The sequence below is a fragment of the Chelatococcus albus genome (genome assembly GCF_030067675.1).
In the GTDB taxonomy this organism is placed as follows: Bacteria; Pseudomonadota; Alphaproteobacteria; order Rhizobiales; family Beijerinckiaceae; genus Chelatococcus_A; species Chelatococcus_A albus.
Genome location: NZ_JASJEV010000003.1, coordinates 197,594 through 218,704 on the forward strand (window position 1 = coordinate 197,594; position 21,111 = coordinate 218,704).

The 21,111-nt window shown below is 68.7% G+C and carries 20 protein-coding genes and 1 riboswitch; of the genes, 10 read left to right on the forward strand and 10 right to left on the reverse strand.

Annotated elements, in window-relative coordinates; all coding sequences use genetic code 11:
* Positions 1-128 precede the first annotated feature (128 nt).
* The 3 genes from QNA08_RS06560 to QNA08_RS06570 all read left to right on the forward strand — a co-directional run bounded on the left by QNA08_RS06560 (position 129) and on the right by QNA08_RS06570 (position 2,874).
* Positions 129-1,286 carry an ATP phosphoribosyltransferase regulatory subunit gene (locus QNA08_RS06560; RefSeq protein ID WP_283739885.1) on the forward strand — a complete coding sequence of 386 codons (1,158 nt, stop codon included), beginning with the start codon at positions 129-131 and terminating at the stop codon, positions 1,284-1,286.
* On the forward strand, positions 1,283-2,257 hold the full coding sequence (gene hisG, locus QNA08_RS06565) for an ATP phosphoribosyltransferase (protein WP_283739886.1): 975 nt from the start codon (positions 1,283-1,285) through the stop codon (positions 2,255-2,257). Before QNA08_RS06560 ends, hisG begins: the two co-directional genes overlap by 4 nt.
* Positions 2,258-2,400: 143 nt before the next feature.
* Positions 2,401-2,874, forward strand: coding sequence for an META domain-containing protein (locus QNA08_RS06570; protein WP_283739887.1), 474 nt, complete (start codon positions 2,401-2,403; stop codon positions 2,872-2,874).
* 78 nt (positions 2,875-2,952) lie between these two features.
* Here QNA08_RS06570 and QNA08_RS06575 read toward each other — a convergent pair whose 3' ends face one another.
* The 3 genes from QNA08_RS06575 to QNA08_RS06585 all read right to left on the reverse strand — a co-directional run bounded on the left by QNA08_RS06575 (position 2,953) and on the right by QNA08_RS06585 (position 7,473).
* On the reverse strand, positions 2,953-4,749 hold the full coding sequence (locus QNA08_RS06575) for an ABC transporter ATP-binding protein/permease (protein WP_283739888.1): 1,797 nt from the start codon (positions 4,747-4,749) through the stop codon (positions 2,953-2,955).
* A 159-nt stretch (positions 4,750-4,908) separates the two neighbouring features.
* Positions 4,909-6,123 (reverse strand): porin, encoded by a 1,215-nt coding sequence (locus QNA08_RS06580; RefSeq protein ID WP_283739889.1) that lies wholly within the window; start codon positions 6,121-6,123, stop codon positions 4,909-4,911.
* A gap of 72 nt (positions 6,124-6,195) precedes the next feature.
* The gene (locus QNA08_RS06585) at positions 6,196-7,473 is read right to left on the reverse strand and encodes a serine hydroxymethyltransferase (protein WP_283739890.1); all 1,278 of its coding nucleotides are present in this window, start codon (positions 7,471-7,473) and stop codon (positions 6,196-6,198) included.
* Between the two features lie 53 nt (positions 7,474-7,526).
* Positions 7,527-7,610, reverse strand: a riboswitch (ZMP/ZTP riboswitch).
* 117 nt (positions 7,611-7,727) lie between these two features.
* On the opposite strand from QNA08_RS06585, the gene QNA08_RS06590 reads away from it, so the two are divergent.
* Positions 7,728-8,102: a hypothetical protein gene (locus tag QNA08_RS06590; RefSeq protein ID WP_283739891.1), complete on the forward strand. Its 375-nt coding sequence runs from the start codon at positions 7,728-7,730 to the stop codon at positions 8,100-8,102.
* Positions 8,099-8,368 (forward strand): 2OG-Fe(II) oxygenase family protein, encoded by a 270-nt coding sequence (locus tag QNA08_RS06595; RefSeq protein ID WP_283739892.1) that lies wholly within the window; start codon positions 8,099-8,101, stop codon positions 8,366-8,368. The genes QNA08_RS06590 and QNA08_RS06595 overlap by 4 nt, the downstream gene beginning before the upstream one ends.
* Before the next feature lie 221 nt (positions 8,369-8,589).
* On the opposite strand, the gene groL is transcribed toward QNA08_RS06595, so the two are convergent.
* Together groL and groES are read right to left on the reverse strand one after the other, a co-directional pair.
* The gene (gene groL, locus QNA08_RS06600; RefSeq protein WP_283739893.1) at positions 8,590-10,227 is read right to left on the reverse strand and encodes a chaperonin GroEL; all 1,638 of its coding nucleotides are present in this window, start codon (positions 10,225-10,227) and stop codon (positions 8,590-8,592) included.
* Positions 10,228-10,271: 44 nt separating this feature from the next.
* Complete coding sequence (groES, locus tag QNA08_RS06605) at positions 10,272-10,559, reverse strand: co-chaperone GroES (RefSeq protein ID WP_283739894.1); 288 nt, start codon at positions 10,557-10,559, stop codon at positions 10,272-10,274.
* A 247-nt stretch (positions 10,560-10,806) separates the two neighbouring features.
* Between groES and QNA08_RS06610 the strand changes: the two genes are divergently transcribed.
* Both QNA08_RS06610 and QNA08_RS06615 read left to right on the forward strand, forming a co-directional pair.
* A complete protein-coding gene (locus QNA08_RS06610; RefSeq protein ID WP_283739895.1) occupies positions 10,807-11,244 on the forward strand; it encodes a MarR family winged helix-turn-helix transcriptional regulator in 438 nt (145 codons plus the stop codon).
* Positions 11,245-11,411: 167 nt separating this feature from the next.
* Positions 11,412-11,894, forward strand: coding sequence for a PaaI family thioesterase (locus tag QNA08_RS06615; RefSeq protein WP_283739896.1), 483 nt, complete (start codon positions 11,412-11,414; stop codon positions 11,892-11,894).
* Here the strand turns inward: QNA08_RS06615 and QNA08_RS06620 are convergent.
* Together QNA08_RS06620 and QNA08_RS06625 are read right to left on the reverse strand one after the other, a co-directional pair.
* On the reverse strand, positions 11,891-12,739 hold the full coding sequence (locus tag QNA08_RS06620) for a DMT family transporter (RefSeq protein WP_283739897.1): 849 nt from the start codon (positions 12,737-12,739) through the stop codon (positions 11,891-11,893). The two genes, QNA08_RS06615 and QNA08_RS06620, sit on opposite strands and share 4 nt — an antisense overlap.
* On the reverse strand, positions 12,736-13,503 hold the full coding sequence (locus QNA08_RS06625) for a sulfite exporter TauE/SafE family protein (RefSeq protein ID WP_283739898.1): 768 nt from the start codon (positions 13,501-13,503) through the stop codon (positions 12,736-12,738). The genes QNA08_RS06620 and QNA08_RS06625 overlap by 4 nt, the downstream gene beginning before the upstream one ends.
* 205 nt (positions 13,504-13,708) lie before the next feature.
* On the opposite strand from QNA08_RS06625, the gene QNA08_RS06630 reads away from it, so the two are divergent.
* Positions 13,709-15,142, forward strand: a complete 1,434-nt coding sequence (locus tag QNA08_RS06630; RefSeq protein WP_283739899.1) for a lipopolysaccharide biosynthesis protein — start codon at positions 13,709-13,711, stop codon at positions 15,140-15,142.
* A 17-nt stretch (positions 15,143-15,159) separates the two neighbouring features.
* Here the strand turns inward: QNA08_RS06630 and QNA08_RS06635 are convergent, their stop codons facing one another.
* On the reverse strand, positions 15,160-15,918 hold the full coding sequence (locus QNA08_RS06635; RefSeq protein WP_283739900.1) for a chemotaxis protein: 759 nt from the start codon (positions 15,916-15,918) through the stop codon (positions 15,160-15,162).
* A gap of 272 nt (positions 15,919-16,190) precedes the next feature.
* Here QNA08_RS06635 and QNA08_RS06640 point away from each other — a divergent pair, with 272 nt between their 5' ends.
* Positions 16,191-17,054 carry a L,D-transpeptidase gene (locus QNA08_RS06640; RefSeq protein ID WP_422679866.1) on the forward strand — a complete coding sequence of 288 codons (864 nt, stop codon included), beginning with the start codon at positions 16,191-16,193 and terminating at the stop codon, positions 17,052-17,054.
* A gap of 120 nt (positions 17,055-17,174) precedes the next feature.
* Here the strand turns inward: QNA08_RS06640 and QNA08_RS06645 are convergent, their stop codons facing one another.
* A complete protein-coding gene (locus tag QNA08_RS06645) occupies positions 17,175-17,798 on the reverse strand; it encodes a DUF2076 domain-containing protein (protein WP_283739901.1) in 624 nt (207 codons plus the stop codon).
* A 903-nt stretch (positions 17,799-18,701) separates the two neighbouring features.
* On the opposite strand from QNA08_RS06645, the gene QNA08_RS06650 reads away from it, so the two are divergent.
* Complete coding sequence (locus QNA08_RS06650; RefSeq protein ID WP_283739902.1) at positions 18,702-19,157, forward strand: hypothetical protein; 456 nt, start codon at positions 18,702-18,704, stop codon at positions 19,155-19,157.
* A gap of 153 nt (positions 19,158-19,310) precedes the next feature.
* Here QNA08_RS06650 and aceB read toward each other — a convergent pair whose 3' ends face one another.
* Positions 19,311-20,912: a malate synthase A gene (gene aceB / locus QNA08_RS06655; protein ID WP_283739903.1), complete on the reverse strand. Its 1,602-nt coding sequence runs from the start codon at positions 20,910-20,912 to the stop codon at positions 19,311-19,313.
* Positions 20,913-21,111 lie beyond the last annotated feature (199 nt).

The window sequence follows — 21,111 nt, forward strand, 5'->3', positions numbered from 1 at the left end:
GGGCGTTGCTCGCCGGCGCACCATCCCGGGCCGGGCAGCACTCCGTTCACCCTCGCCGGCGAAAGGGGTCGCCTGCCGGCGCCCCCCTTGCTAAAGACGAACCGCCGCGAGGAGGCGGGAAGGATTCAGTGACGATTGCAGCGGACAGGACCGAGGCGCTGATGGCGCTTTTCACGCGCGAGGGCTACCGGCGCGTGGAGCCCGCCGTGCTGCAGCCGGTGGACGTGTTTCTCGACCTCTCCGGCGAGGACATCCGCCGACGCATGTTCGTCACGCAGGACGCGGCCGGCAACGAGCTGTGCCTGAGGCCCGACTACACGATCCCCGTCAGCCGCGACTACCTCGCCTCCGTCGAGTCAGGCTCCCCCGCCGCCTACAGCTATCTCGGACCCGTCTTTCGCCTGCGGGCCGGCGAGACCGGCGAGTTTCCGCAGGCCGGCATCGAGTCCTTCGGCCGCGAGGATCGCGAGGCGGCCGACGCCGAAATCCTCGCCCTCGGCATAGAGGCCGTGACGAGCCTCGGTCTCTCCGACATGACGGTGAAGCTCGGCGACGTCGCCATCCTGACGCGCCTGCTCGCCGCGCTCGACCTGCCCGCCCTGACCCAGCGGCGTGTTCTGCGCGCCGTCGTGCAGGGGCGCGCGGAGGCGGCCCTGGCCGAGGACGACGCGGCGGGGGAGCCCCGCACCGGAGCGGACCATGCCGGGCTCCTCGCCGCCATCGAGGGTCAGGATCCCAAGGCCGCGCACGCCTTCGTCGAGGACGTCCTGTCCATCGCCGGCATCAGCAAGGTCGGCGGGCGCACGGCCGGCGAGATCGCCGAGCGCTTCCTCGCCCGCGCCGCGGCGCGCAACGGCGCCATCTCCGCGGAGATGCGGGCTGTCATCGGCCGCTATCTCGCCATTTCCGGGGATCCCGACACGGCCGCCGTGGCGCTGCGCGCCCTCGCCCGCGATGCGGCGCTCGACCTCGATGCCGCGATCGACTCCTTCGAGGCCCGCACGGGCTTCATGGCCGCCCGCGGCATCGACGTGGCGAGCCTGTCCTTCTCGGCAGGGTTCGCCCGCAACCTCGACTACTATACGGGCTTCATCTTCGAGGTGATCGACCCGCACCGGCCGCATCTCAAGCCCATCGTCGGTGGCGGCCGCTACGACGGCCTGCTCACCCATCTCGGCGCACCGCAGCCGATCCCGGCCGTCGGCTGTTCGATCTGGCTCGATCGCCTCGGCCTGCGCAGCGCGATGGCCGCGCCTGCGCCGGCAAACCCGGGAGACGCGTCATGAGCGAGGCCCCGCTCGTTCTCGCCGTCCCCTCCAAGGGGCGGCTGCAGGAGAACGCCGCCGCCTTCTTCGCCCGCGCCGGCCTCACCTTCGTGCAGTCGCGGGGCGCCCGCGACTATCGCGGCACGCTGAAGGGCCTTGCCGGTGTTGAGGTCCTTTTTCTCTCGGCCTCCGAGATTGCCGCCCAGCTTGCGTCCGGCGCCGCGCATCTCGGCATCACCGGCGAGGACCTGATCCGCGAGGACATTCCCGACGCCGACGCAGCCGTCGAGCTGCTCACGCCGCTCGGCTTCGGCCATGCCAATGTCGTCGTCGCCGTGCCGCAGGCGTGGATCGACGTGCGCACGATGGCCGACCTCGACGACGTGGCCGCCGACATGCGCCACCGCCACGGCCGCAAGATGCGGGTCGCGACCAAATATGTGAACCTGACCCGCCGCTTCTTCGGCAGCCACGGCATCGCCGACTATCGCATCGTCGAGAGCCTGGGCGCCACAGAAGGCGCCCCGGCCTCGGGCGCGGCCGAGATCATCGTCGATATCACGACCACGGGAGCGACGCTCGCCGCCAATGCGCTGAAGATCGTCGAGGACGGCGTCATCCTCCGCTCGGAGGCCAACCTCATCGCCTCCGTGCGCGCGCCCTGGAGTGCCACCGCGCGTGCTGCGGCGCGCACCATCCTGACGCGCATCGCCGCCGAGGAGGCCGCCCGCACGACGCGCGAGGTGCGCGCCTATCTCGCCGAGCCGGACGAGGCCCTCATCACCGATCTCAGGGAGAATTTCGGTGCCGAGCTGCCCTTTGGCCTCGGCGGCAATGGGGCGCTCGTCATCCACTGTCCCCGGGGGCAGGTCTTCGCTTTGGCCGAACGGCTGGCCGAGAACGGCGCCGACCACATCGCCGTGCATCAGCTCGACTACGTGTTCCGCGCCTCGAACCCTCTCAGCGAGCGCCTTTTCACCCGCATCGGATGAGCCACGGGCGTCTTGCAGGCGCCCCCATTGAAACCTCACAAGCCCACCCGACAGTGATCGCGGCAAGCAGGGTGCAGGCCGACGTTGCGGCCGGCGCATTCGGTCATTATGGTCGCGCCCGCCTGAAGGAGATTTTGGGGTCCATGCTTTCTCGTCGTCTCGCCGCCGTGCTGATGGTCGCCCTCGCAGCGACCCCCACCTTCGCCCAGACAGCGCGCAGGGGTGGTCCGGACTCCCGCAGCGCGGCGCAGCAGGGCGAAGCGCCGCCGCAGAAACAGGAGAAGATGTTCCCGCTCGGCACCCAGTGGCTCGCAGTCAGCCTGAACGGCAAGGCCTATTCGGGCGCCCATCGTCCCGCCTTCACGATCGACCAGAATTTCCGGGCGCGCGGCTTCGGCGGCTGCAACACCTTCTCCGCCACAGCCTATCCGTTGCGCCAGCAGGGCCTCGGCGTCGGCCCCCTCGCCATGACCAAGAAGGACTGCGGCAAGGAAGCCATGGCGGCCGAGCGCGCCTATCTCATCGCCGTGCGCGCCGCGCAGAAATGGGACGTGGTCGACGGTCAGCTCGTCCTCACCGGTCAGGGCGGTACACTCAAGTTCGAGCGCTCGCTCTGAACGACTTCGCCGTCGACGGCAGCAGATCGATTGTTCCACAGAGGCGCCGGCGCGGAGCAATCCGCGCCGGTCGGCGTTTCAGGCCATCGCCGGCACGTCGACCTCGTGCGGCATGAAGATGCGCCCGTCGCGGCCCGGCCTGAGGTCGATCCGCCGCTCGTGGAAGGCGATGAGCGTCGAGCGATGCCCGATCGACACCACGGTCGTCTCCGGCAGACGCTCCATGATCAGCTCGTACATCGCCTGTTCCAGGGGCTCGTCGAGGGCCGCCGTCGCCTCGTCGAGGAAGAGCCAGTCTGGCTTCGCGAGCAGCGCACGGGCGAGGGCCACGCGCTGCTGCTCGCCGAGAGAGAGCGTCTGCGCCCACTGGCCCTCCTCGTCGAGCCGCTCGACGAGATGCGGCAGGCGCACGGCCTCGAGCGCATCGCGGATCGCCTCGCCCGAATAGGCGACCGTCGCGGCCGGATAGGCCACCGCCCCGCGCAGGGAGCCGATGGGAATGTATGGCCGCTGCGGCAGGAGCAGCAGGTTCTCGCCGGTCGGCACCGTTACCGTCCCGCTGCCGAAGGGCCAGATGCCCGCGATCGCGCGGAAGAGCGTCGACTTGCCGGATCCCGACGGCCCGGTGAGCAGCGTCGTCTCCCCCCTGCGCAGGGCGAGTTCCGGCACGCGCACGATGGTCGTTCCCGCGGGCAGGCGCAGGTCGAGGTCCACGATGCGCACGGCGGCGGCGCCGCCGAGCAGCGCCACGTCGATCCGCGGCGGTGCCGCTGCGGCGCTTCGCGCCCGCTTCATCGCCGTGTCGAAGCTGGTCAGGCGGTCGACGACGGCCTTGTAATCGGCGAGCGTCGTATAGGCCGAGATGAAGAAGGTGAGCGCCCCTTCCACGCGGGAGAAGGAGCCCGCGGTCTGCTGCAGCTGCCCGAGTGTGATCCTGCCGACGAAGAAATAGGGCGCGGTCAGGATGTAGGGAACGACGACGCTCGCCTGGAAATAGCTCGCGGTGAAGGCCGTGAGCTTCTTCGTGCGGTCGACGATCGCCATGAAGTTGCGCACGACATTGCCGAAGCGTCCGGCGAGCCGCTCCTTCTCGGCGCTCTCGCCGTCGAGCAGCGCCACCTGCTCGGCATATTCGCGCAGGCGCGCGAGCGAGAAGCGGAAGTCGGCCTCGTAGCGCTGCTGGTCGAAGTTGAGCCGGATCAGCGGCTTGCCGATCTTGTGGGTGAGCCAGGTGCCGAGAACAGCGTAGCCGAGCGCGAACCACAGGAGGAGGCCGGGAACCGGGACGTCAGTGCCCGGCAGCGTGAAGTCGCTCGACAGCGACCAGAGGATGGCGGCGAAGGAGAAGAGCGTAGCGACCTGGGTGAGAAGGCCCAAGGTGAGCGTCTGCGTGCGGACGATGAACTGGTCGATGTCGTCGGCGATGCGCTGGTCGGGGTTGTCGGCCGTGTAGCCGAGGAGCTGCATCTTGTAGTGGGTGTCCTCGCCGAGCCAGGAGTCGACGTAGCGGCGCGTCAGCCAGCGCCGCCAGCGGATGCGCAGGACATACTGGATGACGATCTCGATGATCGCCACGGTCACGTAGACCGCCGCGAGCGGGCAGAAGACGAAGAGGAGCTGCTGCCAGAACTCGACCGCATCCTTGTTCTGCAGGGCGTTGAACAGGTCACGGTTGAAGAAGCTCAGGCGCACGTTGAGCCCGACCTGCCCCAGATTGATCAGGATGAGCGCAAGGACCAAGCCGATACCGAGCCATCGCTCCTGCACCCGGAAGCGGCCGAAGGGACGCAGATTGATCTCGCCCACGTCATGCGTGGTGAAATAGGGAATGGTGAGCCGCCAGATGGCGCCGAGCGCAGTCTTCAATGCCCGCATGGACCTTGGTCTTTTCCCTCGCATCCCGGCACGGCGTGCCGCAAATCCCGCTCTCTACAGTAATTGGCGCCGCATCGCATTACACGCAGCCGTGTGGGAGATGAAACTTCGGTAAGGCGCCTTCATGGCGCCCGCTGACGGCACGCGCCCGGATCCCCGTCAGAAGCTGCGGCTAAGCGATGCCTGCAGAGTCCAGCGATCGGCGTTCAGGATCGCGGCCGCAGCGCGGTCGCGGCGGGAAAAGCTCGAGCGGAAGTAGCCAAGCTCGATCCCAACATCCAAACCCTCGACCGGGCTCCACAGCAGATTGGCGGCCGAGCGCCACACCGTCACGTCGGGTTTGCCCGGCACCTCGCGCAGTCTGAGGTCGACCATCGTGACAAAGATGTTCGAGCGCCAGGCCTTCGACCAGTGATGCTCATAGGACACCGCCGCGTTCCAACCGGCCGTCAATTCCGCCGCCTCGGCGAGGAGCGAGGCGGGCAGCGTGAAACCGCTCACGCCGCTCGCCGTGTAGATGCCGAGATAGCCCGGGGCGTTGCGGGCATAGGCCGCCTGCAGCACGAGTTCGTCGCCGGCACCGAGCGCCTCGACGGGCAACGTCGCGCCAAGCTGCACGGCCCATCCGGTCGCGGTCGCGGCCGAGAGGGAGGCGAAGCGCGTGTAGCGCAGGGCGGCGGACAGCTGCACCTCGCCCCAGTCCGGCTCCACCTTGAGCCGCGCCACGACATCGGGTGCACGGGTGCCCGCGTAGCCGAGCGGCACGACGCGGCGGACGACCGGGTCCTCCATGGCCAGCGCGACCGAGAGCGTCCCGCTGGGCGACCACTCGCCGGCGAGGAGGGCGGGCGACTGGGACGAGGCGAGCGCCCTGAAGAGGAAACTGTCGGCGCTCCAGTAGTCGAAGAAGGATGTGGCGATGCCGGCGGTGACCGGACCGGCCTCCACATAGGCATTGGTGATGGTGGTGCTGCCGGTGGAGAGCATTTCGACCTCGAAGAGCGAGGTGAGATCGAAGCTCTCGAATTGCTGGCGCGTCTCGACCGCGAGCGTCGCCTTGATGTCGTAGCGCGTCACCGGCAAGAACCGGCCCAGCCCCGACGACACGCCGTATCCGCCCGCCCAGGAAAGCAGAAGGCCCGAATCGACCGAACCCGAGATGCGCAGGCAGGTCGCCGGCGCGATGCGGAAGAAGCCCACCGTATCCTCGTCGCTGTCCGCCTCGTCCTCGCCCGTGTCGTCGGCCTCTTCCTCGTCGGCCGTTTCGAACGCACAAATGGGAACGGCGAGGCGGGGCGGGCGCTCGAACGCGGCGAGCGCCGGACCTGAGACCCACACGAACAGTCCTGCCCACATCAGCGCCGCTGCGCGCATCGACCAGCCCCCCGGCGCATCATGGCAGGTGGGGCCGCGCGCGCAACGGCGACCGCTTCGGCCTTATCGCCTTCAGGCCGGAATGGGAAAGCGGTGCGCGAGCGCCTGCACCTGGGCACGTAGCTCGGTTTCAGGGCGCGCTTGCGTGATCGTGGCGACGATCAGTTCGGCGAGGCCGTCCATCTCCGCGGCCGTCATGCCGCGCGTGGTGACCGCTGGCGTGCCGAGGCGCAGGCCCGAGGGGCGCATGGCCGGGCGGTCGTCATCGGGCACCACCTGCTTGTTGGCGACGAGCCCGACACGGTCGAACCGTGCCTGGGCCTCGGCGCCGTCGACGCCGAAGCTCGCCGCCACGTCCACCACCATCAGGTGGTTGTCGGTCCCGCCCGTCACCAGCGTCGCGCCGCGCGCCGTGAGTGCGCCTGCGAGGGCCTTGGCGTTGACGAGCACCTGGCGAGCGTGGGCCCGATAGGCGTCCGTGTCGATGAGCTTCAGCGCGACCGCGAGCGCGGCCACGTGATCCATGTGCGGCCCACCCTGCAGGCCGGGAAAGACCGCCTGGTCGATCGCCCGCGCGTGAGCTGCCTTGCACAGGATGAGGCCGCCCCGCGGCCCCCGCAGCGTCTTGTGCGTCGTCGTCGTGACGATGTCGAAACCGCTGTCGAAGGGATTGGCGAGCGCCTTGCCGGCGATCAGCCCGCCGACATGCGACACATCCGCCATGGCAAGCGCGCCGACCTCGTCCGCCACCTGTCGGAAGGCTGCATAGTCGATGTCGCGCGGATAGGAGGAGAAGCCGGTGATGACGAGCTTCGGCCGTTCGCGCCGCGCGACGGCGCGGATTTCATCCATGTCGAACGAGCCGCCCGGCCGCGTGCCATAGCGAATGAAGCGGAACAGCTTGCCCATGGCCGACACCGGAGCGCCGTGGGTGAGATGCCCGCCGTGCGACAGGTCCATGGCAAGGATCGTGTCGCCCGGCTCGAGCAGGCCGAAATAGACGGCCTGGTTCATCGGCGAGCCCGAAAGGGGCTGCACGTTGGCGTGCTCGGCGCCGAACAGCGCCTTGGCGCGCGCGCGGGCGAGGTCCTCGATCTCGTCGACATGGGCCGCACCGCCATAATAACGCCTGCCCGGCAGGCCTTCCGCGTATTTGTCGGCGAAGACCGAGCCGAGCATGGCCCTGATCTGGGGAAAGGCATGGTTTTCGGAGGGGATGAGCGTCAGCCCCTCCCGTTGCCGCCGCTCCTCGCGCGCGAGAATTGTGGCAGCCTCCGGGTCAGCGGCCGTGAGCGCCGCACGTGGCTCGACAAGAGTCCCGGCGAAGGTCTCGGGTTGCTCGTGCAACATGATCGTCTCCGTTTCGAAGCCCAGAACGCAAAATCGCCCGGCCAGCGCTTCACGAAGGCTGCCCAGGCGAACGGCATCGAAACGGACTTCCGCGCTCCCTCGGGGTACTCCCCGTCTCGCCAGTCACGCGGAAGGTATGGCTGATCGTGCGATCACAGGCAGATTGGCGTACCGTCCCGGGCGCGTCAATACCTGCGGGCGGGCCCCCGCCGACGTGCGGGCGGGTTGCCGGAACCCGAGCGCGACGTGTAGCGTTGCCGCCACCTTCGCTCCCCGGAGAGGCATCGCTGGGCCATGCCGGCCATCATCGACCTCGACGCGCTGCGGCGCGCACCGCTGACCCGCGAGCCCTGCGACTTCTTCTGGGGGTCGACTTCCTGCGCCGCGACTTCCCCGACATCAGCAAGCCCGGCTATCTGACGGTCGACGAGGTGAAGCTCAAGGGGCACTTCAAGACACTGATCGCGGAGCTGGAGGGGCCTGAGCTCACCGAGGAGCTGTCGCGCAAGTTCGGCAAGGACCTGCACGCCTGCCCGCGGCTGACGACGATCATGCGGCGCTCGCAGCCGAAATACGGCGCCATCCACACCGACGGCCCATCCAAGGTCATGACCATGCTGTCTACATGAACGACGCACGGGACGCGGGCGAAGGCGGTCGGCTGCGCGTGCTCTACGACCAGCGGAAATTCGAGCCCCATGCCGTGGAGGTGCCACCCGTCATGGGCACCGCCTGCGGCTTCCTGCGCTCCGACAAGTCGTGGCACGGGCGCAAGCCCTTCACCGGGGAGCGCAAGGTGGTGCTGATCGCCTGGCTGAAGGATGCCGCCGAGCTCGAGCGCAAGAAGAAGCGCAACGCGGTCGCCCAGTTCTTCAAGGGCATCTTCGGGCGCTGACGCGAGGCGCACCGCGCGGAAACAGAAAAGGCCCGGCGAGAGCCGGGCCTTTCGTTTTTCCTGGCGTTCGGGCCGCCAGCCCAGGTCCGGCGCACCGGACTTGGGCCTTCCCTCGTGATGGGCGACCTTTATGGACTTCCCTGGAAATCCATGCCGCCAGCCCAGGTCCGGCTCGCCGGACTTGGGCCTTTCCTCGTGATGGGCGGCCTTTATGGACTTCCTTAGAAGTCCATGCCGCCCATGCCGCCGCCCGGCATCGCCGGAGCAGCCGCTTCCTTCTTCGGCTTCTCGGCGACCATCGCCTCCGTCGTGATGAGGAGCGAGGCGACCGAAGCCGCATCCTGCAGCGCCGTGCGCACGACCTTCGCCGGGTCGACGATGCCGGCCTCGAGGAGATCGACGTACTCTTCCGTCTGGGCGTTGAAGCCGAAGGTCTGCGACTTGTTCTCGGTGATCTTGCCGACCACGATCGAACCTTCGACGCCAGCGTTCTCCGAGATCTGGCGGATCGGAGCCTCGAGGGCGCGCAGGACGATGTTGATGCCGGCCTGGACGTCGGCGTTGTCGCTCTTGAGCTTGGCGACCGCCGCCTTGGCGCGCAGCAGGGCCGTGCCGCCGCCGGGGACGATGCCTTCCTCGACCGCCGCGCGGGTGGCGTTGAGAGCGTCGTCGACGCGATCCTTCTTCTCCTTCACCTCGACCTCGGTCGCGCCGCCGACGCGGATCACCGCGACGCCGCCCGCGAGCTTGGCGAGACGCTCCTGCAGCTTCTCACGGTCGTAGTCCGAGGTGGTCTCCTCGATCTGCGCCTTGATCTGACCGACGCGGGCCTCGATGTCCTTCTTCTTGCCGGCGCCGTCGATGATCGTGGTGTTCTCCTTCTCGATGCGGACACGCTTGGCGCGGCCGAGCATCTGGAGGGTCACGTTCTCGAGCTTGATGCCGAGGTCTTCCGAGATCGTCTGGCCGGCCGTGAGGACGGCGATGTCCTCGAGCATGGCCTTGCGGCGGTCACCGAAGCCCGGGGCCTTGACGGCGGCGACCTTCAGGCCACCACGCAGCTTGTTGACGACGAGGGTGGCGAGCGCCTCGCCCTCGACGTCCTCGGCGATGATGACGAGGGGCTTGCCCGTCTGCACCACGGCCTCGAGGACCGGGAGCATCGGCTGCAGCGAGGAGAGCTTCTTCTCGTGGATGAGGATGTAGGGGTCGTCGAGCTCGGCGACCATCTTCTCCGCGTTCGTGATGAAGTAGGGAGAGAGGTAGCCGCGGTCGAACTGCATGCCCTCGACGACGTCGAGCTCGGTGTCGAGACTCTTGGCCTCCTCGACCGTGATGACGCCCTCGTTGCCGACCTTCTGCATCGCATTGGCGATCATCTCGCCGATCGAGCGGTCGCCGTTGGCCGAGATCGTGCCGACCTGGGCGACCTCGTCCGAGGACTTCACCTTCTTGGCGCGCTTCTCGATGTCCTTGATCACCTCGACGACGGCGAGGTCGATGCCGCGCTTGAGGTCCATCGGGTTCATGCCGGCGGCCACAGACTTGGCGCCCTCCTTGACGATGGCCTGGGCGAGAACGGTGGCCGTCGTCGTGCCGTCACCGGCGAGGTCGTTGGTCTTCGAGGCCACTTCGCGCACCATCTGGGCGCCCATGTTCTCGAACTTGTCCTCGAGCTCGATCTCCTTGGCGACGGTGACGCCGTCCTTGGTGATGCGGGGGGCGCCGAACGACTTCTCGATGACGACGTTGCGCCCCTTGGGGCCGAGCGTCACCTTCACGGCGTTGGCGAGGATGTCGACGCCGCGCAGCATCTTCTCGCGCGCGTCGGCCGAAAACTTCACTTCCTTGGCAGCCATCTGTCCTTAACTCCTGCCTGAAACCTTGCTCCGGTCGGCGGCGATCAGCCGATCACGCCCATGACGTCGGACTCCTTCATGATGAGGAGGTCCTGGCCGTCGATCTTCACCTCGGTGCCCGACCACTTGCCGAAGAGCACGCGGTCGCCCTTCTTGACGTCGAGGGCGACGAGCTTGCCGTTCTCGTCACGGGCGCCGGGGCCGACGGCGACGACTTCGCCTTCCTGCGGCTTCTCCTTGGCGGTATCGGGGATGATGATGCCGCCCTTGGTCTTCTCTTCGCTGTCGAGACGGCGGACGACCACGCGGTCGTGCAGCGGACGGAACTTCATGAGACGATGTCCTCTCGAGACGCGGCTTAAAACGCGGAATGAGCTGGAGCCTGTTAGCACTCACGGGAGCGGAGTGCCAAAGACCCCGCCGAGATAGGCAGGGGCTTGGAGCGAGTCAAGGCCGGGCCGCACAAATTGGCTAACGCCGCGAGGCGCAGCCATGCAAGGGGCGGGTCAGCTTCGGCCGCAGGCCGGGTCCCGCATCCTGCCGCTTGACGCCCCGGCCCGCGCTCCGCAAGGTTCCGCCATGCCCACCGTCGAAGACATCGCCAAGACTTGCGCCTGCCTGCACACGCGCATGACCGCGCGGGCCGTCACGCGCGTTTACGACGAGGCGCTGCGCCCCATCGGCCTCAAGGTGACGCAGTTCTCGCTTCTCGGTGCCATTGCGCACGGCGTCACCGGTTCGGTGAGCGCGCTCGCCGAGACGCTCGCTCTCGAGCGCACCACGCTCACGCGCAATCTGCGCCTCCTGCACGAGGCCGGCATGATCGCGCCGCAGCGGGGCGCGGGGCGCGCCGTCGCCTATGAGCTCACGGCGAAGGGCCGCGCCATGATCGAACGCGCCATTCCGTTGTGGGAGGCCGCGCAGCGGCGCATCGAAGCCGCGCTGGGCACCGCGGAATGGGAAGAGACGCGCGGCCGTCTGAAGGCCCTGCGCAAGGCCGCGCGCGCCTCCGCCTGACCTGCGGCTGCCCTGCCCGCTCCCGGTCCGGCTTGGGGGGTCGTTGACCGGACAGGGTCGATTTCCTATCGTGCATCTACACGTTGGCTGCAAGCGCGACCCGACAGGCGGCGGAGGCCGCGTCGATCCGGTCCGCTGCCCGTTCGAAGACCAGTTGGGAGACGCTCATGAGCGCCGTCGGTGTCCTGCCCCGCGATGAACTCACGGCCGAGAGCGGCCTCGCTGTCCTGCGCGGCATGCTGGAAGGGCGCCATCCTGCGCCGCCCTTCAGCGAAACGGCGGACATCTGGCTCACCTCCGTCGAACCCGGGGAGGCCGTGTTCGAGGGCTTGCCCTCCGCCCGGTTCTTCAACCCGCTCAGCACCGTGCACGGCGGCTGGACCGCGGCCATTCTCGACTCCGCCATGGCCTGCGCCGTGCACACGACACTCGCCGCAGGAGAAGGCTATACGACGCTCGAGCTGAAGCTGAACTATGTGCGCCCCGTGCTGCCGAGCACGGGGCGCGTGCGTTGCGAGGGCAGGCTCATCCACCGCGGCAAGACGACGGCCACCTCCGAGGGACGCCTTCTCGATGCCGAGGGCCGGCTGCTGGCCCACGGCACGGAGACCTGCCTGATCTTTCCCGTGCCGGCCCGGAAGGGCGGCTAGCGACGCACCACCGCGAAGGCACCGGCGATGATGAGCGCGGCGCCCGCGAGGGTCGTGACCCCGGGCCATTCGCCGAAGAAGACGAAGCCGAGGAGCACGGCCCACACCATGGCGGTGTACTCGAGCGGCGCGAGGCGTGCCGCCTCCGCCCGGGCGAAGGCGGTGGCGAGGATCAGGTGGCCGGTCGTGCCGAGAAGGCCGATGAGGGCGAAGAGCGTGTAGTCCGGCACGGCCGGCACGACCCAGGCACCGGCGGCGAGCGGCGCGATGACGAGCGCCGGCCCGACGTTCTGGAAGAGGATGATGATCTCGACGCGATCACGCGCCGCCCGCGCCCTGAGCAGCACCATCGACAGGGCATAGGACAGGGCCGAGGCAAGGGCCGCCGCAGCGCCGTCCCACGGTATGCGCGTCACGCCGCCCGCCTCGCCGAGGCCAGAGACGATGACGAGCATGCCGATGAAGCCGGCAGCGAGCGCTACGACGATGCGGCCGCCGACCCGCTCACGCAGGATGATCATGCCGAAAAGCGCGAGGAAGATCGGCGACAGGAACGACAGCGCGAGCGCCTCGGCGAGCGGCAGGCGCCCGAGAGCGTAGAAGAAGCAGGACGCAGTGAAGACGACCAGAAGGGCGCGCGAGGCGTTGACCGCCACCGTCTCGCGCGAAGGCCAGCCGGGACGCCGCACGGCGACCACCGCGAGCGCCACCAGCGTCCCGCTGGCGAAGCGAAGGAAGGTGACCTCGAAGGTCGGATATCGCGCCGCCACCGCCTTGATGACGGCATCCATGGCCGACAGCAGCGCGATGCCGACGGCCGCACGCAAGAAGGCGTTGCGCATCATGGAGCGACCAGGCCTTTCACCGCGTCGGCGAGCAGCTTCAGCGCCGCGGCACCGAGCAGCACGTAGCACCAGAAGAAGAGCATGCCTTGCGGCAGCCGGTCGTGCAGGCGCTTGCCCAGCCACACGCCCAGCGGCGCCGCCGGGGCGAAGGAGAACGCAGCCCACAATGCCTGGGGCTTGGAGGCTGCCAGCGCGAGATAGGGCACGAGCTTGATCAGATTGCCGAGCGTGAAGACGGCCACGGTCGTGCCGGCGTAGCGGGTCTTGTCGAGGCCGCGCCGCAGCAGGTACATGGCGAGCGGCGGTCCGCCCGCATGCGCGACGAAGGTGGAGAAACCCGTCGCGGCGCCGGCCACGAGCGCAAGCGGGGCGGACAGGCCGATCGGCGCGGGGGGTGCGAGGCGCACGCGCAGGAACCAATGCGCCGTGAAGGCGACGGTCACGAGGGCGATGATCAGGGTCACGATGCGCGCGTCGACGAGGACGAAGACCGCCGCGCCCGCCGCGATACCCGCGACGAGGCCCGGGATGAGCCAGGTAAGATCGGCCTTCGCCCAGCCGGACCGACCGAAGGCACCCAGCGCGAAGAGGTCCATGAGCGAGACGAGCGGCGCGGTCGTGATCGCGGCATCGACCGGATCCATGACGAGTGACAGCATCGGCACGCTGAGGATCGCGAGCCCGCCGCCGAAGGCGCCCTTGCCGACGGCCATCAGCATCGTGGTCAGCCACCCGACGGCGAGGAATACGGGATCGACGGACATGGGCGAGCCTTGCGGGGAGCGCGAAAGGAATCGGTCAGGCAACGGAGGGGCGCGGCCCGGAGCGCGCGTCGGCGACGGGAATCGAACGTAAGACATTGTTTGCGCGCATGCGCTAGCCATCGACGCATATGGGCATGCGCCGGCGGCACGCGTTCCGGGCGCTTCCACGCATCGGCATCGGGCCGGGCGGCATGCGGGCGGGTCGATGGCGATCATTCTCACCTTCATGGTCAATACGGGGCTCAACTTCGTCCTCGGCCTCATCGTGGCGAAGTTCCTGGGGCCGGACGAATTCGGCCGCTATGCCATTGCGCTCGCCGTCGGCACCGTGCTCAACACCGCGCTCTTCGACTGGCTGCGCCTGTCGGCGACGCGCTTCTATTCCGAGCGTACGCGCGCCGAACAGCCCGCCGTGCGCGCCACCCTCGACACGACCTTCGCCGGGTTCGCCGGCATCCTCGTCGTCACGGCAGGTCTCGTCGCTGCGCTCGGCTTCGACCTCGCGCTCACCACTCCCGTGCTGCTGGCTGCCGTCGGCATGGGCATCTGCAACGCCCTGTTCGACTATCACGCCGCACTGGCGCGCTCGCGCTTCCTCGAACGCGGCTACATGCTGTTTGTCCTGGTCAAGAACGCGGCCGCCTTCGTGCTGATGATCGGGGCGGCCTATCTCTTCCGCGATGCCGCCCTCGTCGGTGCCGGCCTGTGTCTGAGCGTCGGCCTTGCGCTCGTTGTCATCCGCCCCGCGCTCGCCGATCCGCACCTGTCGCCGCGGCTGGCCGACCGGGCGCTGATGCTCCGCTTCGCGCGCTACGGCCTGCCGCTTGTCCTCGCCAATGTCGTCTATCAGCTCCTGCCCCTCGCCAATCGGGCCTTCGCCGCCGCGCACTACGGCTATGGCGAGGCCGGGCAGTTCTCGCTCGCGGCAGACCTCGGCGTGCGCATCTTCGCCGCCGTCGGCTCGGCCCTCGACATCCTCCTTTTCCAGCTTGCGGTGCGCAAGGACGAGGAGGACGGGCGCGCGGCGGCCGAACGCCAGATCGCGCAGAACATGGCGGTCGTGGCGCTTCTCCTGATGCCTCTCGCTGCCGGCTACTGGCTGATGCTGCCGGCCTTCGAGGCGCTCGTCGTACCGGAACCGTTCCGCGGCACCTTCTCCGCCTACAGCACGCTGCTCATCCCGGCGCTCTTCGCCTTCGCCGTCACGCAGTATGCCCTCAACCCGATCTTTCAGCTCGAGAAGGCAACGGCGCCGGTGACAAGCGCCGCGCTCGTGGCGCTCGCCGTCGATCTCGCCCTCGTCGCGGTGCTCCCGCAGCGCTACGGGCCGATCAGCCTCGCGATGGCGCAGTCGGGCGGCATGCTCGCCGGGCTTCTCGTCCTCGCCGGGCTCGCGGCGCGGCGCACGCGCACCCGCCCTCCGGTGAAGGATCTTCTCGCGACGCTCGCCGCCACGACCTTGATGGCGATGGTTCTCTTTCCGCTGCGCGGGCGCGAGCCGCATCTCGCGACGCTCATCGTCAGCCTCCTGGTGGGAGGGGCGGCCTATGTGGGCACGGCCCTCGCCTTCGACGTCGCGGGCATACGCGGCCTTCTCGGCCGCAGGCGCGGGGCCCGACGACCGGCCGTCCCGGAGTAGAGCCGCCCGCACCTGCTTCAGGCGAACAGGGCGTCGATGTCCGACTGCGAGATATGGCCGTCGTCCCCGTCGAGCCGTGGCCCGTTGAGGAGGGCGGATTCGGCCGGACGCGCCGCGGGCCTCTGCGGCTGCGCCGCCGGGTGGTCCATCAGGTCGCGCAGCACGTCGAGCCCGCTCCAGACCCCGATCATCGCGTCGAGCCGCTCCTCCAGGAACTTCAGCACGCCGACGATCTTGGTCACGCGCTGCCCGGCTAGATCCTGGAAGTTGCAGCTTTCGTAGACACGCGTCACGAGGGAGAGGATGGCCTCGACGCGCTCGTCGGCGAGTGCGCCGGCGATGCCGCGCAGCGCCTCCGCCTCTTCGCCGATCTCCTCGGCGATGGCGATGATGGCCGTGGTGGCACGCTCGGTGTCGCTTACCACTGCATCGAGCTCGCCGGCAGCGCGCCGCATGCCGCGCCCCTCCCGGTCGGACCGACGGATCGACGCGATCTCACTCTTCGTCGCAGCGATCGCCGCTCTCATCGACTCCAGCTCGACACGCAGGCGAAAGACTTCGGCGATCTCGCTGCGGTAGGCTTCGACGACGTTCGACGCCTCACGGTAGGTCGGGTCGAGCATGCGCTTGACGTCCTGGAGCGTGAGAAGGATCTCGTCGAGGCGAGGGTCTTCATGCACCGGCGCTGTCGCGCGGGGAAGGGCCGCCGCCGGCGCGCCCGTCTGCAGCTGCCCGAGCAGCGTCTCGATTCGATAGGGTGGGCGGGCGACCTTCATCCTGCGTCCGCTTGTGGCTTCGAAGCGGATCGTCGGTCCAAATCTTTTCAATATCTTAAATGCCAACACAAAAAATTCCGGCCGCCGCCGTTGCCGGACTGCGAGGCCAAGACGACGGCAAGACTTCCCTAACCATGGCGGCGGATTCCACCGCCGCGGCCGTGCCGTCCGGCTTTCGCCGCGGCGCGTTCACCCTTTCGTTGCCCCGCCACATTTACAGGTCATGTCGGACAGCGGGCGACGACCGTCGCCCGGCATCGGAGACAGACGCTATGATGAGGATGCGCGATCTGCCGCGGCGGGTGCTGTTGTCGTCGCTGGCGGCAATGCTCGGCGGCACGATGCCCCTCGCTGCGGCCCTCGCCGATCCGCTGCGCCCCCGCCGCAGCCCCGTCCCCTACGATCCCGCGATGGAGGTGCCCCTCCCGCGCGCCGGCGACTTCGGCGGCGGCTTCATCGAGCTGCTGATGACCGGGCGCGATCCGACACCCGGCGTTCGCGCCGGACGCCGCCATATCCAGCCCTCGTCCCTGCCCGAGCCGTCCGGCCGCACGGTCTATCTGGCGCCCGAGGATGATCCCTATGCCGATCCGTTGCAGCCGCCCCCCGAGGAGCGGCGGCCCGTCCGGCGCGGCCGGATCGCCTCCCTGCCCTCCCCCTCCGACGCCTACGAGCCAGCCGCGCGCGCCATCCCCGAGCGCTATCGCCGGCAGACGGTCAGCTACGACGGACCGCAGAAGCCGGGCACGATCGTCGTCGATACGGCCAACAGGTTCCTTTACCTCGTGCAGCCGGGGGGCACTGCGATCCGCTACGGCATCGGCGTCGGCCGCGAGGGTTTCTCCTGGAAGGGGACGCAGACGGTCAGCATGAAGCGCGAGTGGCCGGACTGGCGGCCGCCGGCGGAGATGCGCAAGCGGCGTCCCGACCTGCCGACCTTTCTGCCCGGAGGGCCCGAGAATCCGCTCGGCGCACGCGCCCTCTATCTCGGTAACACGCTCTTCCGCATCCATGGCACGAACGAGCCGCACACCATCGGGCAGGCGGTTTCTTCGGGCTGCATCCGTCTGCTCAACGAGGATGTCATCGACCTCTACAATCGCGTCAGCGTCGGGGCGCGCGTGGTCGTGAGCTGACACCGCCTCCGACCTGCCCCGGCCACAACGCCCGGGGAGCCCCGACGGCGCCAGGACGAAGCGCATCGCCGACGCGCTTCCTGGAGCGTCATACGGGCTGGCTTCGCCCGCCGCCCGGCCTTACGCCCAGTCGTCGCCCTCGCCGAGGTCGCCCACGTCCCCATCGTCCTCGTAGTCGGCCTCGTCGTAGCTCGCGTCCTGCACGGCCGGCGCGCTTTCGGCAGCGCCTCCCGGTGCCTCCTTGGCCGCCGCCTCGGCTTGCCCCCCGCGGCCGAAGGCACTCGCAATGGCGTTGCCGAGCAGCATGCCGCCGGCGACGCCCGCAGCCGTCGACAAGGCCGTCGCCAGGAAGCCGCCGCGCCCCGCCGCGGCCTGCGCCCACGGTCCCACGGGCTGCGCCTGCGGGACCGGGCTCGCCGCGGGCGGCGGCACAGCTTGAGGCGTGACGGGTCGCGCCGCTTCGACCTGCCGCCCGGCACCGAAGAGGCCGGAGAGGAAGCCGCCCGAACCCTGCCCGACCCGCAGCCGCTCGACTTCGGCTTCCAGCTCCTGCGCACGCTGATGCAGGTTGGTCAGCGCCTGCTCCTGCACATAGATCGCCTGGGCCATGGCATAGGGCGCGTAGGGCTGACGAGCCACCCGCTCGGCGATATAACGTTCCGCCTCGGGATCGCGCGGCTGGTTCTCCACCTGCTTCAGGCGATCGAAGATTCCGGTGATGACGTCGCGTTCCTGTTGGTTCATGGCGGCTTCCTCTCGGGAGCAGGCCGGCATCACCGCCGGCCGAAAGAACACCCCGGAGATAGGGAGCGGTGGCACCGTTGTCATCGCCTGCGCCTCTGCATCGAGGCAACACGTGCCTCCCGGGTCGAACCGGGGCGCACAGGATGTGCCGCTCGTCCGCCCTCGGGCGATGCCCAGCGAACGCTGCTGCGGCGAATCGATCCGTGGCCCAAGGCGTCCTGTCGGGCGCACGGCAACGCCCCCGGGCACCGCCCGCGCGGGACCCGCAGGCGCCGCGCTATCCTCGCCCGCCTTCCCGAGCGAACACATCCGCCCATGTATCCGGGCATTGCCGCAAAGTTGACGGGGCACGACTTGGCTTTGCTTCGATCCGCAGCAAACTCAAAAGCAAAATTCAATAACGGAGGAGCACTACTCGGCATTTCGCCGACTTCTCGAATGGCGCGCGCGCCGCGCCGGGAACAAAGAAAAAATGACAGAAATAACTTGTATTCGCCAGTAGAATTAAGCGAAAATCCTCACGCGTCAGGACAATTTCAACGACCGAATACGCGGCGCTTCAGAGCTCTATTCAAGAGTGCGATAGACGATCCTCAAGTCACGTGCTAGCCTCTCGGCGCGTAGGCAAGCGCATCGTGAGCGTCATCGGTTGAGTCCCCCGTCATCCGGATCTCCTTCCTGCGTCCCTCATCGCCGCGACGCGGATCCGGACGGGCGGGCCGCCGGAGCAGGGCGGTCTGGTCAGGACCGTGGCTTCCGGCCAGATCTGGGGTCCTGATCGGCACCGAGAGAAACGGGAGACACATGCACATGAGAGCGGCAAAAGGATCCACCAAGTCCACGGCAACCTCGCCCAAGACTGCATCGAAGGCTTCCGCGTCGAAGACATCCGCGAAAACTTCCGTGAAGGCTCCGGCGCAGACGACGCCCAAGGCTGCCGCGGCAGAGCCGGCCGCGAGCGCGGCCAAGCCCGCGGCCAAGCCCGCTGCCAAGGCACCCGCGAAGGTTGCCGCCAAGACGCCCGCCAAGACGCCTGCGAAGGCGACCGCCAAGAGTGCAGCGAAGACGGCCGCCAAGGCGCCGGCGAGCAAGACGACCGCCGCGAAGGCGACGACGGCCAAGGCGGTCGCCAAGCCCACGGCTGCCAAGGCGACCACGGCGAAGGCGGCGGCCGCCAAGACTGCAGGGGCCAAGGCACCCGCAGCCACGGCCGCCAAGCCGGCGGCGAAGGCAGCCGCTGCCAAGGCGGCGGCGCCGAAGGCAGCACCTGCCGCGAAGAGTGCGGCGAAGCCGAAGGCGGCGGCGACGAAATCGCCCGCCAAGAAGGCGGGGCAGTCGAAAGAGCCGGCGAAGGCCTGAGGGCGGCACGCGCTCATTTGCGGCGGCGCGTGCGATGGACGCAGCGCCGGGGGCATCGCTTTTCCCGCACGGCCGGAAGTCCTGACGCCTTCGCGCTCGCCACGCGAAGGCGTTGGCCCTACCGCCTGACCAACCGTCAGGGTCGCCCCTTGTTCAGGCGAGGAGGCGATAGGCGGGCAGTGTCAGGAACTCGGCGAAGTCCTGCGCGAGCGACATCTCGGCGAAGAGCTTCGTCGCCTCGGCGAAGCGGCCGCCATCGTAGGCGGCGGTGCCGACGGCGGTGCGCACCTTTGCCATCTCGTCGTCCATGACGCTGCGGAAGAGATCGGGTGTGACGACCCGCCCGTCCTCGAGCGTCGCGCCGTGGTGGAGCCACTGCCAGACCTGCGCGCGGCTGATTTCGGCGGTCGCCGCATCCTCCATGAGGTTGTACAGCGGCACGGCGCCGCGTCCGCGCAGCCACGCCTCGATGTACTGGACACCAACGCGGATGTTCTCGCGCAGGCCCGCCTCCGTGCGCACACCCTCGTGCACCTGCAGGAGCTGCTCGCGCGTGACCTCGACGTCCTCGCGCAGGTTGTTGACCTGGTTTTGCGAGGGCATGAGCCGATCGAAAACCTCCATAGCCACCGGCACCAGATCGGGGTGGGCGACCCAGGTGCCGTCGTGCCCGTCGCCGGCCTCGCGCTCCTTGTCGGCGCGCACCTTCGCGAAGGCGACCTCGTTCGCGGCGGTGTCGTTCTTGACCGGGATCTGCGCCGCCATGCCGCCCATGGCGAAGGCGCCGCGCCGGTGGCAGGTCTTGATGAGCAGGAGCGAATAGGCGCGCAGGAAGGCCTTGCCCATCACCATGGCCGAGCGGTCGGGCGTGAGGAAGGCCTTGTTCTTCCCGAGGCGCTTGATGAAGGAGAAGATGTAGTCCCACCGTCCGCAGTTGAGCCCGGCCATGTGGTCGCGCAGTTCGTAGAGGATCTCGTCCATCTCGAAAGCGGCCGGCAGCGTCTCGATCAGCACGGTGGCCTTGAAGGTGCCGCGCGGCAGGCCGAGCGCTTCCTGCGTATGGGCGAAGACGTCATTCCACAGCCGCGCCTCGAGATGGCTTTCCATCTTCGGCAGGTAGAAGGCCGGCGTCGCCCCGCGGGCGACGATCGCCTTGGCGTTGTGGAAGGCATAAAGACCGAAGTCGAAGAGTGCGCCGGCGATCGGCTCGCCGTCGATGTGCAGGTGCTCCTCGAGCAGGTGCCAGCCGCGCGGCCTCACCATGAGGACCGCCGGCTTGGTCGAGAGCGCGTAGTGCTTGCCGGAAGCCGGATCAGTGAAGTCGAGCGAACAGTGCCAGCGATCCTTCAGGTTGATCTGGCCCTCGACCATGTTGGCCCAGGTCGGCGACGAGGCGTCCTCGAAGTCGGCCATGAAGACCTTGGCACCCGAGTTCAGCGCATTGATGATCATCTTGCGGTCGACCGGGCCGGTGATTTCCACGCGCCGGTCGAGCAGGTCGGCCGGGATGGGAGCCACACGCCAGTCACCCTCGCGCACATGCTTGGTCTCGGCGAGGAAATCCGGCATCTCGCCGGCGTCGAAACGCTTCTGCCGTTCGGCGCGCAGGGCGAGCAGACGGCGGCGCGTCGCGTCGAACCGGCGGTGCAGGTCGGCGAGGAAGGCGAGCGCCGCCGGGCTCAGGATCTCCTCGAAGCGCGCGCCCGACTTGCCAGTGAGGACGACGTCGGATGCGGCGGATTGCAAGGCAGCCATGGTGCTTCTCCCAAATGCTGGCCCATTGTCCCGCCTCATGTTCTTTCCGCAACGTGGTGTGATGAACGAGGAGCGTTGGCAGAATGGAAAAGATGGCGGCACCCGCGGCGCGAAGCACCGGGGAAGGCCGGCACGCCAGAAGAGGCGAGAGCACCATGAGGCGGATCGCCCCACAGCGCGAGCGCACGATCCCCTGGGC

Bases quoted from the DNA above. Each gene is read 5' to 3' on its own strand.
- hisG (WP_283739886.1), top strand. From the start codon at position 1,283: ATGAGCGAGGCCCCGCTCGTTCTCGCCGTCCCCTCCAAGGGGCGGCTG.
- QNA08_RS06570 (WP_283739887.1), top strand. From the start codon at position 2,401: ATGCTTTCTCGTCGTCTCGCCGCCGTGCTGATGGTCGCCCTCGCAGCG.
- QNA08_RS06575 (WP_283739888.1), bottom strand. From the start codon at position 4,749: ATGCGGGCATTGAAGACTGCGCTCGGCGCCATCTGGCGGCTCACCATT.
- QNA08_RS06580 (WP_283739889.1), bottom strand. From the start codon at position 6,123: ATGCGCGCAGCGGCGCTGATGTGGGCAGGACTGTTCGTGTGGGTCTCA.
- QNA08_RS06585 (WP_283739890.1), bottom strand. From the start codon at position 7,473: ATGTTGCACGAGCAACCCGAGACCTTCGCCGGGACTCTTGTCGAGCCA.
- QNA08_RS06595 (WP_283739892.1), top strand. From the start codon at position 8,099: ATGAACGACGCACGGGACGCGGGCGAAGGCGGTCGGCTGCGCGTGCTC.
- groL (WP_283739893.1), bottom strand. From the start codon at position 10,227: ATGGCTGCCAAGGAAGTGAAGTTTTCGGCCGACGCGCGCGAGAAGATG.
- groES (WP_283739894.1), bottom strand. From the start codon at position 10,559: ATGAAGTTCCGTCCGCTGCACGACCGCGTGGTCGTCCGCCGTCTCGAC.
- QNA08_RS06610 (WP_283739895.1), top strand. From the start codon at position 10,807: ATGCCCACCGTCGAAGACATCGCCAAGACTTGCGCCTGCCTGCACACG.
- QNA08_RS06615 (WP_283739896.1), top strand. From the start codon at position 11,412: ATGAGCGCCGTCGGTGTCCTGCCCCGCGATGAACTCACGGCCGAGAGC.
- QNA08_RS06620 (WP_283739897.1), bottom strand. From the start codon at position 12,739: ATGATGCGCAACGCCTTCTTGCGTGCGGCCGTCGGCATCGCGCTGCTG.
- QNA08_RS06625 (WP_283739898.1), bottom strand. From the start codon at position 13,503: ATGTCCGTCGATCCCGTATTCCTCGCCGTCGGGTGGCTGACCACGATG.
- QNA08_RS06630 (WP_283739899.1), top strand. From the start codon at position 13,709: ATGGCGATCATTCTCACCTTCATGGTCAATACGGGGCTCAACTTCGTC.
- QNA08_RS06635 (WP_283739900.1), bottom strand. From the start codon at position 15,918: ATGAAGGTCGCCCGCCCACCCTATCGAATCGAGACGCTGCTCGGGCAG.
- QNA08_RS06640 (WP_422679866.1), top strand. From the start codon at position 16,191: ATGATGAGGATGCGCGATCTGCCGCGGCGGGTGCTGTTGTCGTCGCTG.
- QNA08_RS06645 (WP_283739901.1), bottom strand. From the start codon at position 17,798: ATGAACCAACAGGAACGCGACGTCATCACCGGAATCTTCGATCGCCTG.
- aceB (WP_283739903.1), bottom strand. From the start codon at position 20,912: ATGGCTGCCTTGCAATCCGCCGCATCCGACGTCGTCCTCACTGGCAAG.